Source organism: Pseudomonas sp. RIT-PI-S, from assembly GCF_025642975.1.
Classification (GTDB): domain Bacteria; phylum Pseudomonadota; class Gammaproteobacteria; order Pseudomonadales; family Pseudomonadaceae; genus Aquipseudomonas.
Window position 1 is genome coordinate 26506 of the sequence record NZ_JANZKJ010000002.1, and the last position, 15226, is coordinate 41731.

At 60.2% G+C, this 15226-nt stretch carries 15 protein-coding genes; 11 read left to right on the plus strand and 4 right to left on the minus strand.

Going from position 1 to position 15226, the window contains the following annotated elements; translation table 11 throughout:
* Window positions 1–95: 95 nt before the first annotated feature.
* The 7 genes from apaG to OGL93_RS04265 all read left to right on the plus strand — a co-directional run bounded on the left by apaG (window position 96) and on the right by OGL93_RS04265 (window position 8007).
* Window positions 96–476, plus strand: coding sequence for a Co2+/Mg2+ efflux protein ApaG (apaG, locus tag OGL93_RS04235; RefSeq protein ID WP_263261139.1), 381 nt, complete (start codon window positions 96–98; stop codon window positions 474–476).
* On the plus strand, window positions 476–1297 hold the full coding sequence (locus OGL93_RS04240) for a symmetrical bis(5'-nucleosyl)-tetraphosphatase (RefSeq protein ID WP_263261140.1): 822 nt from the start codon (window positions 476–478) through the stop codon (window positions 1295–1297). Before apaG ends, OGL93_RS04240 begins: the two co-directional genes overlap by 1 nt.
* A 16-nt stretch (window positions 1298–1313) precedes the next feature.
* The gene (gene glpE, locus OGL93_RS04245; RefSeq protein WP_263261141.1) at window positions 1314–1643 is read left to right on the plus strand and encodes a thiosulfate sulfurtransferase GlpE; all 330 of its coding nucleotides are present in this window, start codon (window positions 1314–1316) and stop codon (window positions 1641–1643) included.
* A 283-nt stretch (window positions 1644–1926) separates the two neighbouring features.
* Window positions 1927–3849, plus strand: coding sequence for a PrkA family serine protein kinase (locus OGL93_RS04250; protein ID WP_263261142.1), 1923 nt, complete (start codon window positions 1927–1929; stop codon window positions 3847–3849).
* 139 nt (window positions 3850–3988) lie between these two features.
* The gene (locus tag OGL93_RS04255) at window positions 3989–5263 is read left to right on the plus strand and encodes a YeaH/YhbH family protein (RefSeq protein ID WP_263261143.1); all 1275 of its coding nucleotides are present in this window, start codon (window positions 3989–3991) and stop codon (window positions 5261–5263) included.
* Window positions 5260–6822: a SpoVR family protein gene (locus OGL93_RS04260; RefSeq protein ID WP_263261144.1), complete on the plus strand. Its 1563-nt coding sequence runs from the start codon at window positions 5260–5262 to the stop codon at window positions 6820–6822. Before OGL93_RS04255 ends, OGL93_RS04260 begins: the two co-directional genes overlap by 4 nt.
* Before the next feature lie 51 nt (window positions 6823–6873).
* Entirely contained in the window at window positions 6874–8007 is a 1134-nt protein-coding gene (locus tag OGL93_RS04265) for a multifunctional CCA addition/repair protein (protein ID WP_263261145.1), read from the plus strand.
* A gap of 73 nt (window positions 8008–8080) precedes the next feature.
* Here the strand turns inward: OGL93_RS04265 and folK are convergent, their stop codons facing one another.
* The gene (folK, locus tag OGL93_RS04270) at window positions 8081–8575 is read right to left on the minus strand and encodes a 2-amino-4-hydroxy-6-hydroxymethyldihydropteridine diphosphokinase (protein WP_263261146.1); all 495 of its coding nucleotides are present in this window, start codon (window positions 8573–8575) and stop codon (window positions 8081–8083) included.
* Window positions 8566–8919: a dihydroneopterin aldolase gene (gene folB, locus OGL93_RS04275; RefSeq protein ID WP_263261147.1), complete on the minus strand. Its 354-nt coding sequence runs from the start codon at window positions 8917–8919 to the stop codon at window positions 8566–8568. Before folB ends, folK begins: the two co-directional genes overlap by 10 nt.
* Before the next feature lie 72 nt (window positions 8920–8991).
* Here folB and plsY point away from each other — a divergent pair, with 72 nt between their 5' ends.
* Window positions 8992–9561, plus strand: a complete 570-nt coding sequence (gene plsY / locus OGL93_RS04280; protein ID WP_263261148.1) for a glycerol-3-phosphate 1-O-acyltransferase PlsY — start codon at window positions 8992–8994, stop codon at window positions 9559–9561.
* A 6-nt stretch (window positions 9562–9567) separates the two neighbouring features.
* Here the strand turns inward: plsY and tsaD are convergent, their stop codons facing one another.
* Both tsaD and OGL93_RS04290 read right to left on the minus strand, forming a co-directional pair.
* Entirely contained in the window at window positions 9568–10593 is a 1026-nt protein-coding gene (gene tsaD, locus OGL93_RS04285) for a tRNA (adenosine(37)-N6)-threonylcarbamoyltransferase complex transferase subunit TsaD (RefSeq protein ID WP_263261149.1), read from the minus strand.
* Window positions 10594–10598: 5 nt separating this feature from the next.
* Window positions 10599–10742 (minus strand): hypothetical protein, encoded by a 144-nt coding sequence (locus OGL93_RS04290; protein WP_263261150.1) that lies wholly within the window; start codon window positions 10740–10742, stop codon window positions 10599–10601.
* Between the two features lie 51 nt (window positions 10743–10793).
* On the opposite strand from OGL93_RS04290, the gene rpsU reads away from it, so the two are divergent.
* The 3 genes from rpsU to rpoD all read left to right on the plus strand — a co-directional run bounded on the left by rpsU (window position 10794) and on the right by rpoD (window position 15090).
* Window positions 10794–11009, plus strand: coding sequence for a 30S ribosomal protein S21 (gene rpsU / locus OGL93_RS04295; protein ID WP_002551877.1), 216 nt, complete (start codon window positions 10794–10796; stop codon window positions 11007–11009).
* Window positions 11010–11216: 207 nt separating this feature from the next.
* The gene (gene dnaG, locus OGL93_RS04300) at window positions 11217–13175 is read left to right on the plus strand and encodes a DNA primase (protein ID WP_263261151.1); all 1959 of its coding nucleotides are present in this window, start codon (window positions 11217–11219) and stop codon (window positions 13173–13175) included.
* A gap of 67 nt (window positions 13176–13242) precedes the next feature.
* Entirely contained in the window at window positions 13243–15090 is a 1848-nt protein-coding gene (rpoD, locus tag OGL93_RS04305) for an RNA polymerase sigma factor RpoD (RefSeq protein WP_263261152.1), read from the plus strand.
* Window positions 15091–15226: the final 136 nt, after the last annotated feature.

The following is a 15226-nucleotide window of genomic DNA, read 5'->3' on the forward strand; positions in this document are numbered from 1 at the left end:
AGGTGAAAACAGCTGCCTGGCCCATCCTCGGCTCGATGGCCTAGACTCAAGCTCAATGGCCGTGCCCATCACGTTTGCGCTTTAAAGGCTGCACCATGTCTGACTTGCGTTATCACATAGACGTCTCCGTAGACACTCGCTTTCTGGCGGAGCAATCCAACCCGGACCAAGGCCGCTATGCCTTCGCCTATACGGTTACCGTGCGCAACAAAGGCAAGGTACCGGCCCGGCTCGTCTCCCGGCATTGGGTGATCACCGATGGCGACGGGAAGGTCGAAGAAGTCCGCGGCGCTGGCGTGGTTGGCCAGCAGCCGCTAATCGGTGTTGGGCAAAGCCATACCTACAGCAGCGGTACGATCATGCCCACCAAGGTGGGCAACATGCAGGGCAGCTATCAGATGGTTGCCGAAGACGGGAAGCAGTTCGATGCCATCATCGCGCCGTTCCGCCTCGCCGTACCTGGGGCCTTGCACTGATGGCGGTGTACGCCGTTGGTGACCTGCAAGGCTGCCTCGAGCCGCTCAAGCGGTTGCTCGGCGAAGTAGCCTTCGACCCCGCGCAGGACCAACTCTGGTGCGTGGGAGACTTGGTCAACCGCGGTCCGCAGTCCCTCGAAACACTGCGCTTCTTGTATTCGATACGCCAGGCCCTCGTGTGCACCTTGGGCAACCACGATCTGCACCTCCTCGCTGCCTGGTACAACATCGAGCGGCTGAAGAAGGGCGACACCCTTGCCGAGGTACTAGAGGCGCCCGACGCTCCCGAACTGGTGCAATGGCTGCGTGGCCAGAAGCTGCTGCATTACGACGAGCCGCGCAATTTTGCGCTGGTCCATGCCGGTATCCCGCCTATGTGGCCGCTCGGCAAGGCGCTGCGCTACGCCGCCGAGGTAGAAGCCGCGCTGCGCGACGATAACCTGGTCAAGCCCTACCTCGACGGGATGTATGGCAACGAGCCAGCGAAGTGGAGCAAGGACCTGCATGGGGCTACCCGCTTGCGGGTGATCACTAACTACTTCACCCGCATGCGCTTCTGCACCCGCGACGGCAAGCTCGACCTAAAGGGCAAGGAAGGCGCGGACAGCGCACCTCCCGGCTACGCTCCATGGTTCAGCCACAAAGGGCGGCGCAGCCGGCATGTGCGCATCATTTTCGGCCACTGGGCCGCGCTCGAAGGTCGCTGCAACGAGCCCGGGGTATTTGCCCTGGACACCGGCTGCGTATGGGGCAATGCCATGACCCTGATGAACGTCGATACCTTGCAGATGCACCGCTGCAAGTGCTCACCCAACCGCTAAGTAGCGAGGAGCCAGCATGTCTGAATTCAAACGTATTGCCCCGCAACAGGCCCAGAGCCTGCGCGAGCAGGGCGCTGTAGTAGTGGACATCCGCGACCCGCAAACTTTCGCCAATGCGCATATCAGCCAGTCACGCCACCTCGATAATGTCTCACTACATGACTTCATCACCCAGGCCGACCTGGACGCCCCGCTGGTAGTGGTGTGCTACCACGGCAACTCCAGCCAAGCCGCCGCTGCTTACCTGGCAAGCCAGGGTTTTTCCGACGTCTACAGCCTCGATGGCGGCTTCGAGCTCTGGCGGCAAACCTATCCTGCCGACGTCGCACGGCAGGCCGCCGACTGAAATTTTTTTTGTCACCTTCGGCGCGCGATTTCCGGGCGCTCCAGCCGTTCCAGGCGGCGCCCGAGAGCCAACTCTGTGAGTGGCCGACCTTGAATTTCTGGATAACCAACTATCCTTAAGCCCAGGCCATCCAAAACAGGGGAGAGCCGGTTCACCGGCGCGCGGGTCATCGGTAGCGATTTTCAGGTGTTCTGGGGGGTAAGGGCAGCCGGCTGGCTTCGGTTGCTTCCAAGCATCGGCTGAGTGATCCGACGTCGGCTCCGGTATCGAGCGAGGTGACGTCATGAGTATTTTTAGCCACTTCCAACAACGGTTCGAGAGCACGCAGCAGGAAGAACTCACGCTGCAGGAATACCTTGAGCTCTGCAAAAGAGACCGCAGCGCCTACGCTTCCGCGGCCGAACGCTTACTCATGGCCATCGGCGAGCCGGAGCTTGTGGATACCGCCTCCGATCCGCGGTTGTCCCGTATCTTTTCCAACAAGACGATCCGCCGCTATCCCGCCTTCAGGGATTTCCATGGCATGGAAGACTGCATTGACCAGATCGTCTCGTACTTCCGCCATGCCGCCCAAGGCCTGGAAGAGAAGAAACAAATCCTCTATCTGCTTGGCCCGGTAGGTGGCGGGAAGTCCTCGCTGGCCGAAAAACTCAAGCAGCTGATGGAAAAACAGCCCTTTTACGCGATCAAGGGCTCACCCGTATTCGAATCGCCGCTTGGGTTATTCAACGCTACTGAAGACGGCGCCATCCTTGAAGAAGACTTCGGCATTTCCCGCCGCTACCTGAGCACCATCATGTCGCCGTGGGCGACCAAGCGGCTAAGCGAGTTCGGCGGCGACATCAGTCAGTTCCGCGTGGTGAAGCTGTACCCTTCCATCCTCAATCAAATCGCCGTGGCTAAAACCGAGCCGGGCGATGAGAACAACCAGGACATTTCCGCGCTGGTGGGCAAGGTAGATATCCGCAAGCTCGAGGAATTCCCCCAGAACGACGCAGACGCCTACAGCTACTCCGGCGCCTTGTGCCGGGCCAACCAAGGGATGATGGAATTCGTCGAGATGTTCAAGGCGCCGATCAAGGTCCTCCATCCCCTGCTTACAGCGACCCAGGAGGGTAACTACAACAGCACCGAAGGCCTGGGCGCAATTCCCTTCACCGGGGTGCTACTGGCGCACTCGAACGAATCGGAGTGGCATAGCTTCCGCAACAACAAGAACAATGAGGCATTCATTGACCGGATCTACATCGTCAAGGTGCCGTACTGCCTGCGCGTCAGCGACGAGATCAAGATCTACGACAAGTTGCTGGTCAACAGCTCGCTGTCCAGGGCCCATTGCGCCCCAGATACCCTCAAGATGCTGGCTCAATTCACCGTGCTGTCGCGATTGAAGGAACCTGAGAACTCCAACATCTATTCGAAGATGCGCGTCTATGATGGCGAAAACCTCAAGGATACCGACCCCAAGGCCAAATCCATCCAGGAGTATCGAGACTCTGCCGGGGTAGACGAAGGCATGAACGGCCTGTCTACCCGCTTCGCCTTCAAGATTCTCTCCAAAGTGTTCAACTTCGACCCGCATGAAGTAGCCGCTAACCCGGTTCACCTGCTGTATGTGCTGGAGCATCAGATCGAGCAGGAGCAATTCCCGGCCGAAGTTCGCGAGCGCTACTTGCGTTACCTGAAGGAGTACCTGGCGCCCCGCTACATCGAGTTCATCGGCAAGGAGATCCAGACTGCTTACCTGGAATCGTACAGTGAGTACGGGCAGAACATTTTCGATCGATACGTGCTGTACGCAGACTTCTGGATACAAGATCAGGAATACCGCGATCCGGAAACCGGCGAAATCCTCAACCGGGTGGCCCTGAATGAGGAACTGGAAAAAATCGAAAAACCGGCCGGGATCAGCAATCCGAAAGATTTCCGCAACGAAATCGTCAACTTCGTTTTGCGCGCCCGAGCCAACAATAACGGCAAAAACCCGACCTGGCTCAGCTACGAGAAGCTGCGCGTGGTGATCGAGAAGAAAATGTTCTCCAACACCGAGGACTTGCTACCGGTCATCAGTTTCAATGCCAAGGCGAGCAAGGAGGATCAGCAAAAACACAACGACTTCGTTACCCGCATGGTCGAACGCGGATACACCGACAAGCAAGTACGGTTGCTGTCCGAATGGTACTTGCGTGTTCGCAAGTCCCAATAAGCGGCAAGGGGCAAGCCGCGAGCTGCAAGCTGTTCAGCGCCGGGTAAAGCCCTGCGGATCGGCTTGCAGTCGTGGTGGCTGCTCTGACTTGCAGCTTGAAGCGTGAAGCTTGAAGCTGCCCCGAGTTCCTGGAGGGGCCATGAGCTACGTGATCGACCGACGTTTGAACGGAAAGAACAAGAGCACGGTGAATCGCCAGCGATTCCTGCGACGCTACCGTGACCATATCAAGAAGGCCGTGGAAGAGGCCGTCAGCCGTCGCTCCATTACCGACATGGAGCACGGCGAACAGATCAGCATCCCGGGCCGGGATATCGACGAACCGGTACTGCATCATGGCCGAGGCGGCAAGCAAACTACGGTTCACCCGGGCAACAAGGAGTTTACCTCTGGCCAGCACATTCCCCGCCCGCAGGGGGGTGGCGGCGGCGGCAAGGGGCCAGGCAAGGCGGGCAACTCCGGCGAGGGAATGGATGAATTCGTCTTCCAGATTACCCAGGAAGAATTCCTTGAGTTCATGTTCGAGGATCTAGAACTGCCCAACTTGGTCAAGCGCCACCTGACCGGGTCTGAGACTTTCAAAACCGTTCGTGCCGGGATCGCCAACGAAGGCAACCCGTCCCGGATCAACATCATTCGTACCCTGCGCTCGGCGCATGCCCGCCGTATCGCCCTGTCCGGGAGCAGCCGCGCCCGCTTGCGCGAAGTGCGCGCCGAGCTAGAACGCATCAAGCGGGAAGAGCCGGACAACTTTGGCGATATCCAGGCGTTGGAAGCCGAAGTAGAAAAGCTCAGTGCCCGTATTCACCGGGTGCCCTTCCTCGACACCTTCGATCTTAAATACAACCTACTGGTCAAGCATCCAAACCCTAGCTCCAAGGCGGTAATGTTCTGCCTGATGGACGTTTCCGGGTCCATGACCCAGGCCACCAAAGACATCGCCAAGCGATTCTTCATCCTGCTGTACCTCTTCCTGAAGCGGAACTACGACAAGATCGAAGTGGTGTTCATCCGTCACCACACCAGCGCCCGTGAAGTGGACGAAGAGGAGTTTTTCTATTCGAGGGAAACCGGCGGGACCATCGTTTCCAGCGCTTTGAAGCTAATGCAGGAAATCATGGCGGAACGTTATCCCACCAACGAATGGAACATCTATGCGGCCCAGGCATCCGACGGGGACAACTGGAACGACGACTCGCCGATCTGCCGGGAAATCCTCACCAAGCAGATCATGCCTCATGTGCAGTACTACACTTACGTGGAAATCACGCCTCGAGAGCACCAGGCGCTCTGGTTCGAATACGAGCGTATAGGCGAGCACTTCCCGGACACCTTCGCCCAGCAGCAGCTGGTGACAGCCGGGGATATCTATCCGGTCTTCCGTGAACTCTTCCAGCGCAGGTTAGTGACATGACTCCCAGAGAGCAGAAGCGTCAACCTCTGTCCATTGGCTCGGAGTGGACCTTCGAACTTATCCAGACCTACGACCGGGAGATCAGCCGTATCGCCGAGCGCTATGCGCTCGATACTTACCCTAACCAGATCGAAGTAATCACCGCCGAACAGATGATGGATGCCTACGCCTCCGTGGGCATGCCCCTGGGGTACCATCATTGGTCTTATGGCAAGCACTTCCTGAGCACCGAAAAATCCTATACCCGTGGGCAGATGGGCCTGGCCTACGAGATCGTGATCAATTCAGATCCCTGCATCGCCTATCTCATGGAAGAAAACACCATGTGCATGCAAGCACTGGTGATCGCCCATGCTTGCTATGGCCATAACAGCTTCTTCAAGGGCAACTACCTCTTCCGCACCTGGACCGATGCCAGTTCGATCATCGACTACCTGGTGTTTGCCAAGCAGTACATCATGCAGTGTGAAGAGCGCCACGGCATCGACGCCGTAGAGGACCTGCTCGACTCCTGCCACGCTCTCATGAACTATGGCGTGGACCGTTACAAGCGGCCCTACCCGATTTCTGCCGAAGAAGAGCGGCGCCGCCAGAAGGACCGTGAAGAGCATCTGCAACGACAGATCAACGACCTCTGGCGAACCATTCCCAAGGCGCTTGGGAAAACCGGTGCGCACGATCAGGCGCGCTTCCCCGCCGAACCGCAGGAAAATATCCTCTACTTCATCGAAAAGCATGCCCCGCTACTGGAGCCCTGGCAGCGGGAAATCGTGCGGATCGTTCGCAAGATCGCCCAGTACTTCTACCCGCAGCGGCAAACTCAGGTGATGAACGAGGGCTGGGCTACCTTTTGGCATTACACCCTGATGAACGACCTGTACGACGAGGGGCTGGTGACGGATGGCTTCATGATGGAGTTCTTGCAGTCCCACACCAGCGTCGTCGCTCAGCCGGGTTTCGACAGCCCCTATTACAGCGGCATCAACCCTTATGCACTGGGCTTTGCCATGTACCGGGACATCCGCCGTATCTGCGAGAAACCCGACGAAGAAGATCGCCGCTGGTTCCCGGAGATCGCCGGCAGTGATTGGCTTTCTACTATCAAATTCGCCATGAGCAGTTTCAAGGACGAGAGCTTCATCCTCCAATACCTTTCGCCGAAGGTCATCCGCGACCTGAAGCTGTTCAGCATCCTCGACGATGACCAACGCGACGACTTGCTGGTGCCCGCCATTCACGACGACAGCGGTTACCGCTTGATCCGGGAAACCCTGGCTGCTCAATACAACCTGGGTAATCGCGAGCCCAACGTGCAGATCTGGAGCATCGACCGCCGCGGCGATCGGTCCCTTACGTTGCGCCACCAGCAACATGATCGCAAACCTCTGGGAGAATCCACCGAGGAGGTGCTCAAGCACTTGCATCGCCTCTGGGGGTTCGATGTACACCTAGAAACTGTCCAGGGCGAGCAAGTGGTGAAAACTCACCATGTACCGCCTCGCAATGAGCATGGCGAAGGTGACTACGGCCGGCTGGACATGGCCGTCGTGCACCTCTGAGCTGATCCCTGGGCGCCACCGGTATATCCTGTGGCGCTTGAGGAGATCAGCATGAACATTTACAAGGTTGGCGGCGCTGTGCGCGACCGCCTGCTAGAGCTTCCGGTGGCGGACATCGATTGGGTCGTAGTTGGCGCCAGCGCCGAGCAATTGCTTGCCTTGGGCTACCGGCCAGTGGGCGCTGACTTCCCAGTGTTCATTCACCCCACCACCGGGGCCGAATATGCCCTGGCCCGCACCGAACGCAAAACCGGGCGCGGGTATGGTGGCTTCGTGTTTCATGCAAGCCCGGACGTCACCCTCGAGGAGGATCTGCAGCGGCGTGATCTCACGATCAATGCCATGGCAGAGGATGACACTGGCCGGATCATCGACCCCTATGGCGGCCAGCAGGACCTGCAGCAGCGCTGGCTGCGCCATGTTTCGCCCTCGTTCGCCGAAGACCCCCTGCGGGTGCTCCGCGTGGCTCGCTTTGCCGCGCGCTATGCTGCGCTCGGCTTTCGCATCGCCCCTGAAACGCTGGAGCTGATGCGCGCATTGAGTGCATCCGGCGAGCTGGAGGCATTAACGCCAGAGCGCAGTTGGAAAGAAATTTCGCGTGCGCTGATGGAGCCCGCCCCCCAGGTTTTCTTTGAAGTGCTCAAGGCTTGTGGAGCGCTGGGGGTGCTATTCCCAGAACTCGACGCACTCTATGCCAGTAGCGCCAGCGGCTTGGCCCAGCTCAGCCTGGCAACGCTGCGTCAGGCCGCCGTGGCCGAGCAGCCCTTGACGGTTCGCTGGGCTAGCCTGCTGCTGCGACTTGAAGCCCAAGGGATCGCGGCGCTTAACCAGCGCTTCAAGGTACCGCGCGATTGTCAGGAGCTCGCTCAATTGGCTGGCCAGTACCAACGCCAAGCGCTGCAGGACGATGCACCAAGCCCCGAAGCGCTACTGGGCCTGCTGCAAGCGTTCGATGTATACCGACGGCCACAGCGTTTCGAAGAATTTGTGACCGCCTGTGAGATGGCGGTGCGCGCAGAGAACGGCCCGCGATTGACCAAAGGGGCTTGGCTGCGTGAGGCGGCCGCAGCGGCCCGAGCAGTACCCGTAAAGCCGCTGGTCGACGCGGGATTTACTGGCCAGGCGCTCGGTGAAGCACTCCGGCAGCGCCGTCTGGAAGCCCTGCAAAACATGCAGCCCTTGTAGGAGTAAGCGTCAGCCCGCAAGCCTCGCCGCCAAGGCGCTTGTTCAGCGCCGAAAATGATTATCTCCGCGGCGCCTACAACGGTGTCCAGTCAAACGGTACCTGGACCAGGCGCTGGTCAATCCGCGCCTCACTCCACAGGACAGCGAAACTACGCCCATCGACCGGATGCACTTCATCCGGCGCCAGCAAGGCCAAGGGCCACAACACGAAGGCGTTGCGCAGAATCTCCGCGCGCGGCAGCACCAGGCCATCGAAGGTCCCGGCCAACTGCCCATACATCAGAACGTCTATGTCCAGTGGCAGCCCCTTGCGGTCCGGTGCGTAGCGGCCGTTGTCCGCCTCGATGAACTTCAATCGGCGGTCCAACTCCATCAGCGGCATCGCCGTGAGCCCAGTCACTACCATATTGAGAAACGGACCGCTTTTGATGCCCACCGGCTCGCTCTCGAAGACCGGTGAACAGTGCAGCCCCTCGAGGCAGCTCGACAGCGCATCGAGGCCCGCGCGGAGATGGGCATGACGGTCGATATTGCTACCGAGGCCCAGGTAGACTCGAATCAGCGACATCCGCGCTCGATCTCCACGCCTACACCCCTGGCGGCGGGGACCGCGCCAGGCTTGGTCACCCGCAAGCGCAGCCAGGCGATGCCGAAGTCTTTCATCAGGCTGGCCGCCAGCCGCTCAGCGAAGGTTTCGACCAATTCGAAACGCGCCTCTTCAGCAAATGCCTGTACTGCCTCTGCTACCTTGGCGTAGTCGAGGGCCTGGGTCAGGTCGTCGCCGGCCGCAGCGGGCCGAATATCCCAGCCAAGGCTGAAATCCAGGCGCAGGCATTGGCGAATATCGCGCTCCCAGTCGTAGGCACCGATAACAGTGTCAACTTCCAGGCCTTCGATGAACACGGTGTCCAAGCACTCTCTCCCCTGACGACAAAGGCGCACTGCGCCGTTAGAATCCGAACGTCCACGCCCGGAATAGTTAGCATGTCTTGGTTACTGGCCGCCCTGGCCTACCTGCTCGGCTCACTGTCCTTCGCCATCCTGATCAGCCGTAGCGCCGGGATGCCGGACCCCCGCGCCAGTGGTTCGGGCAATGCGGGCGCCACCAACATGCTGCGCCTGGCTGGGCGCAAGCTGGCGATGCTGACCCTGCTTGGCGACCTGGCCAAGGGGCTGGCCCCGGTGTTGCTGGCCAAGGCCCTGGGCTATGGCTTGCAGGCCCAAGCCTGGATTGGCCTGTGCGCAGTGGTCGGCCATCTGTTCCCGTTGTACTTCAACTTCCGCGGTGGCAAGGGCGTGGCGACCGCCGCCGGTATGCTGCTGGGGCTATATCCGCCCGCCCTACTGCTCGCGGTAACAGTATGGCTGCTGACGTTCCAACTCAGCCGTACCAGCTCGCTGGCCGCTTTGACCGCTATTCCCCTTACATTGCCCCTGCTGGCCTGGCGCGCGCCCCAGGCATTGGTGCCAATGACCGTGCTCACAGCGTTGGTGATATGGCGCCATCGGGCCAACCTGCGGAACCTGTTCGCTGGTCGCGAGCGGCATTTCTAGCGGCGATCAAACAGCCGGCAATTGCTCCATTGGCCAGCGTGCGTGAACCTGAATACCCAACTGCTCGTGTTGGCCGGCCAGCAGCCGCTGGCATCCGGCATAGGCGATCATCGCACCGTTGTCGGTGCAAAAACGCGGCCGGGCATAAAACACTCCGCCACCCAGCTCGGCTGTCATGCCCTCCAGCGTTGCCCGCAATGCCTGATTGGCGCTTACCCCACCAGCGATCACTAGCTGCTTCAACCCGGTGTGCTTGAGCGCCCGCTTGCACTTGATGGCGAGAGTGTCCACCACCGCCTGCTGGAAGGCCAGCGCGATGTCGCAGCGGGTCTGTTCGCTGTCGTCTCCAGCCGCTTTGCACTGCTGCCAGGTATTCAACGTAAAGGTTTTCAACCCGCTGAAGCTGAAATCGAGGCCCGGGCGGTCGGTCATCGGCCGGGGGAAGGTAAACCGGCCTGGCATGCCCTGGGTAGCCAGGCGGGCGATTTCCGGCCCTCCGGGATAGGGCAGGCCCATCAGTTTGGCGGTCTTGTCGAAGGCTTCGCCGGCGGCGTCATCCAGGCTTTCGCCCAGCAGTTGGTAGCGGCCGATTCCATCGACTCGAACCAGCTGGGTATGGCCACCTGAAACCAGCAAGGCCACGAAAGGGAATGCCGGCGGCTGCGCTTCGAGCATCGGCGCCAGCAGGTGCCCCTCCATATGGTGCACGCCCAGCGCCGGGATACCCCAGGCGAATGCCATGGCCTGGGCGCAGGAGGCGCCCACCAGCAGGGCCCCGACCAAGCCAGGGCCGGCCGTGTAGGCAATGGCGTCTATGTCGCTCGAGGCCCGCCCGGCTTGGCCGAGCACTTCACGGATCAGCGGCAGCATGCGCTTGACGTGATCACGGGAGGCAAGCTCCGGCACCACGCCGCCATAGACACGGTGCAGGTCGATCTGGCTGAATAACGCGTCGCCAAGCAAACCTTGCTCGCTGTCGTACAGCGCGACGCCTGTTTCATCGCAGGATGTTTCCAGTCCCAGTACTAGCATGGGTATCAAAAGCCTTTGCCGAGGCGGTAACGAAGGCGCGCATGATAGTCGCGGCCCGGCGTGCCGACCAGCGGTTTTCGATCAGAGGCTTTGCAATCCGCGCCTTCAAAGGGTAACATCCGCAACCCTTGAAAACCGACGTATTCCATCCGCTTCCAGCAGGGGTACGTTGCCCCGGTAATGAATTAAGGTAGCCCTGGATGCCAGCCGTCAAAGTTAAAGAGAACGAACCCTTCGACGTAGCTCTGCGTCGTTTCAAGCGCTCCTGCGAAAAAGCCGGTGTACTGGCCGAAGTTCGTAGCCGCGAGTTTTACGAAAAGCCGACTTCCGAGCGCAAGCGCAAGGCAGCCGCAGCAGTTAAGCGTCACGCCAAGAAAGTTCAGCGCGAACAGCGCCGCGCCGTCCGCCTGTACTGATACCGGCGTTCGCTGCAAGCATTTGTCTGGCCCGGCCCTAAAAAGCCGGGCCATTGGCAATTGTGCAAAAGGTAATTCCGGTAGGCAGCCCCATGCTGTCTCACCTGCAACTGAGTGTGCTTCCCTTCCTCGTTTTACATTGCGCTAGCCGCCGACCGCCTCGGTGCTAAGATTCGGCGCACCACCCGTCTCGCCTGAGGGCATGGCATGGCCGGGCTGATCCCGCAAGGCTTTATCGATGACCTGCTGAACCGCACCGACATCCTCGATGTGGTGAGTTCGCGCATTCAGTTGAAAAAAGCCGGCAAGAATTTCACTGCCTGTTGCCCCTTCCACAAGGAGAAAACACCCTCCTTCAGCGTAAGCCCAGACAAACAGTTCTATTACTGCTTCGGCTGCGGCGCCGGCGGCAACGCGCTTGGCTTTGTGATGGATCACGACAACCTGGACTTCCCCCAGGCCGTGGAAGAGCTGGCCAAGGCCGCCGGGATGGAAGTGCCCCGGGAAGAGTCCCGCCGGGGCAGCAAGCCGCGCCAGCCGACCGACTCGCCTTTGTATCCATTGCTGGCCGCCGCCGCGGACTACTACCGCCAGGCGCTGCGCCAGCACCCGGCACGCAAGAGCGCGGTGGAATACCTCAAGGGGCGCGGCCTCACGGGTGAAATCGCCCGCGATTTCGGCTTGGGCTTCGCGCCTCCCGGCTGGGATAACCTGCTGCGTCACCTGAGCAGCGACACCCTGCAACAACGCGCGATGATCGACGCGGGCCTGCTGGTGGAGAACGCTGAAACCGGCAAGCGCTATGACCGCTTCCGCGATCGGGTGATGTTCCCGATCCGCGATAGCCGCGGCCGGATCATCGCCTTCGGTGGCCGGGTGCTAGGCGACGACAAGCCCAAATACCTGAACTCGCCCGAAACGCCGGTGTTCCATAAGGGGCAAGAGCTATACGGGCTGTTCGAGGCACGCAAATACAACCGCAACCTTGACGAAGTCATCGTTGTCGAAGGCTACATGGATGTCATCGCGCTGGCCCAGCAAGGCCTGCGCAATGCAGTGGCAACCCTGGGCACCGCAACCAGCGAAGAGCATATCAAGCGGCTCTTTCGCATCGTCCCGAGCATCTTGTTTTGCTTCGACGGCGACCAAGCCGGACGCAACGCCGCATGGCGCGCCCTGGAGGCTGCGCTGTCGAGCCTCCAGGACGGCCGTAAGGCACGGTTCTTGTTCCTCCCGGAAGGAGAAGACCCAGACAGCCTGGTCCGCGCCGAAGGCCTCGATGCCTTCCGCGCTCGCATCGCACAGCATGCGCAACCATTGGCGGATTATTTCTTTCAGCAATTGAGCGAGGAAGCGGACCCGCGCTCGCTCGAGGGCAAGGCCCACATGGCCACGTTGGCGGCACCGCTGATCGACCGCGTACCCGGCGCCAACTTGAAGGCTTTGATGCGCGCCAGGCTGGGCGAGATTACCGGCCTTAACGGCGAAGCAATGAACCAGCTGGCCCAACAATCGTCACATCACGAAGTAGTGCCGGCCAGCACAATGAATGGCTACCGGGGCTTCGAGCCGCCGGATGATTACGCTCCGGCCTACCTGGATGCCCCTGCACCTGAGCCGGCCCAGAACTGGCAGCCGCGCAAGGGCAACGGCAAGAAGCGCGATGGCAAGGCATGGGACCGCGGTGGCCAGCGGCGTGAATTCGAGCCCAGGGTGCCACGCACACCGACGGCGGTGGAGCCACCGACGCTCAGCGCGCTGCGCACCCTGCTGCACCATCCGCAATTAGCGGCAAAAGTTGAAGATGCCAGCCGGCTGGCCGATGAAGACCATGTGTATGCGCAATTGCTGGTCGCGCTGCTCGAGGCTTTGCAGAAGAATCCTCGTCTACGCTCTTTGCAATTGATCGCCCGGTGGCACGGTACCGACCAAGGGCGCCTATTGCGGGCCCTGGCCGAGAAAGAATGGTTGATTAATGCCGATAACCTTGAACAACAGTTTTTCGACACCATTTCCAGCCTGTCCGCCCGCCAACGTGAGCGCAGCCTGGAACATTTGCTTCGAAAATCCAAACAAGGCGAACTGAGCGCAGAGGAAAAAAACCTGCTGCGCGAGCTATTTAGCCAAAAGGCAAACGCACAAAACCCGACCTCAACTGGCGTGTGAGGTCCTAGCTCGGGTATAATCCTCGGCTTGTTTTTTGCCCGCCAAGACCTTCAGTGGATAGGGTGTTATGTCCGGAAAAGCGCAACAGCAATCTCGTATCAAAGAGTTGATCACCCGCGGTCGTGAGCAGGGCTACCTGACTTACGCGGAGGTCAACGACCACCTGCCTGAGGATATTTCAGATCCGGAACAGGTGGAAGACATCATCCGCATGATCAACGACATGGGGATCAACGTATTCGAGACTGCTCCGGATGCGGATGCCCTCCTGTTGGCCGAAGCCGACACCGATGAGGCCGCGGCTGAAGAAGCCGCCGCAGCGCTGGCTGCCGTTGAAACCGACATTGGCCGGACCACCGATCCGGTCCGCATGTACATGCGTGAAATGGGTACCGTGGAGCTGCTCACCCGCGAAGGCGAAATCGAAATCGCCAAGCGGATCGAAGAGGGCATCCGCGAGGTGATGGGGGCTATCTCCCACTTCCCTGGCACCGTGGACTACATCCTCAGCGAATATGACCGCGTTACCACCGAGGGCGGTCGCCTGTCGGACGTGCTCAGCGGCTATATCGACCCTGACGACGTGATCGCCAGCCCTGGGGACGCGCCCGTCCCTGTCGACCCGAAAGCCCCCGTCGCCGACAAGGACGACGAGGAGGAAGACGAGGAAGGTAGCAGCGACGACGAAGACGAAGTCGAAAGCGGCCCAGACCCGGAAGTGGCCCGCCAGCGCTTCGGCGCGGTCGCCGAACAATTGGCCGCCACCCGCAAGGTGCTCAAGAAGCAGGGTCGCGACAGCAAGGACGGCATTGCTGAAATGCTCCTGCTGGCCGAACTGTTCATGCCGATCAAGCTCGTACCCAAGCAGTACGAAGTGCTGGTCGAGCAAGTACGTGGCGCTCTGGACCGCGTGCGTGCCCAAGAACGCGCCATCATGCAGCTGTGCGTGCGCGATGCCCGCATGCCCCGCGCCGATTTCCTCCGCCTGTTCCCGGGCAACGAAGTGGACCAAGGCTGGAGCGAATCCCTCGCCAAGGGCAAGGCGAAGTACGCCGAGGCCATCGGCCGCGTGCAAGCGGACGTTCAGCGTTGCCAGCAAAAGCTGATCGACCTGGAAGCCGAAACCGGCTTGAACGTCGCAGAAATCAAGGACATCAACCGTCGCATGTCCATCGGCGAAGCCAAGGCTCGCCGCGCCAAGAAAGAAATGGTCGAGGCGAACCTGCGCTTGGTGATCTCCATCGCCAAGAAGTACACCAACCGTGGCCTGCAATTCCTCGACCTGATCCAGGAAGGCAACATCGGTTTGATGAAAGCGGTGGACAAGTTCGAATACCGCCGCGGCTACAAGTTCTCGACCTACGCCACCTGGTGGATTCGCCAGGCGATCACTCGCTCCATCGCCGACCAGGCGCGCACCATTCGTATTCCGGTGCACATGATCGAGACGATCAACAAGCTCAACCGTATTTCCCGGCAGATGCTCCAGGAAATGGGCCGCGAACCGACCCCGGAAGAGCTGGGCGAGCGCATGGAAATGCCTGAGGACAAGATCCGCAAGGTGCTGAAGATCGCCAAAGAGCCGATCTCCATGGAAACCCCGATCGGCGACGACGAGGACTCCCACCTGGGCGACTTCATCGAGGACTCGACCATGCAGTCCCCGATCGACGTAGCCACGGTCGAAAGCCTCAAGGAAGCGACCCGCGAAGTGCTGTCTGGCCTGACTGCGCGCGAAGCCAAGGTGCTGCGCATGCGCTTCGGTATCGACATGAACACTGACCACACCCTTGAGGAAGTGGGCAAGCAGTTCGACGTTACTCGCGAGCGTATCCGCCAGATCGAAGCCAAGGCGCTGCGCAAGCTGCGTCATCCGACCCGTAGCGAGCACCTGCGCTCGTTCCTGGACGAGTAAGCATTAGCGCTGCACAAAAACCCCGGGCTTGCCCGGGGTTTTTTATTGCGGCGGTGTAAAGATCTCACTCCCTAATTGGCCCCCTGCAAATGCCCGTTAATGGCTCTTTAAATGAGCCATTACCACGTTACAGTGG